Origin of the sequence: Escherichia sp. KCJ4928 (assembly GCF_004352695.1) — a bacterium.
Classification (GTDB): domain Bacteria; phylum Pseudomonadota; class Gammaproteobacteria; order Enterobacterales; family Enterobacteriaceae; genus ECMA0423.
The window spans coordinates 1-1,005 of the sequence record NZ_SJWV01000447.1 but is presented as its reverse complement, the minus strand read 5'-3'; the positions used below and the strand labels follow the sequence as shown (position 1 = coordinate 1,005).

Annotated in this window: 1 protein-coding gene; it reads left to right on the top strand. The window is 45.2% G+C overall.

The features are described from left to right. A partial coding sequence (locus E0D98_RS24725) for a DUF1266 domain-containing protein (protein WP_131891338.1) occupies positions 1-802 on the top strand: 802 nt, incomplete at its 5' end. Positions 803-1,005 lie beyond the last annotated feature (203 nt).

Genomic DNA, 1,005 nt, shown 5'->3' with positions numbered 1-1,005 from the left:
AATTATGATGGGGCTTATTGTTCGGGCCGGTTTTAAAGCAAAAAAAGAACAACTGCATTATTATCAGGCTAAAGGTATTGAGCCGCTCAGTATCGAGAAGTTACAGGCGCTACAATTGATCGCACCTTATCGGTTCTATCATAAGCAATGGTCTGAAACGCTGGAGTTCTGGCCGCGAAAGCCTGAACCTGGCAAAGATACCTTCCAATATCATGTGCTTCCCTTTGACTCGATCGATATCATAAGTAAAAGACGCGAGTCTTTAGAGGATCAATGGGGTATCGAAGATAGCGAAAGTTATTGTGCCTTAATGGAGCATTTTCTTTCTGGCGACCATGGAGCCAATACCTTTAAAGCAAACATGGAGGAAGCCCCAGAGCAGGTTATCGCCTTGTTGAATAAATTTGCTGTTTTTCCCTCAGACTATATCTCTGATTGCGCTAATAATCGCTCCGGTAAATCCTCGGCGAAGCTAATATGGGCGGCGGAATTATCATGGATGATCTCGATATCAAGCACAGCTTTTCAAAACGGGACAATTGAAGAAGAACTGGCCTGGCATTATATAATGCTTGCTTCTCGAAAGGCGCACGAGTTGTTCGAAAGCGAAGAAGATTATCAAAAAAATAGTCTAATGGGATTTCTTTACTGGCATATCTGCTGCTATCGCAGAAAGTTAACGGATGCTGAACTTGAAGCGTGTTATCGTTACGACAAGCAGTTTTGGGAGCACTACAGTAAGAAATGCCGTTGGCCCATAAGAAATGTTCCCTGGGGAGCATCATCCGTTAAATACTCATAAACGCCTGAAATTTTGCCGGGGGCGCTGCGCTTGCCCGGCCTACATTAGAGCGTAACTGCAATGAATTGTGCCCATTTGTAGATACTGTTATGGCCTGCAAGTTTTTTCCTGGTCCGGTTTCCCGGATTGCAGGCATGCCAGACACAGCGCCGTCAGGCGCTGTTTTTTTCATCCCTTCCGCGATTTTTACGCCGCTACCGGAT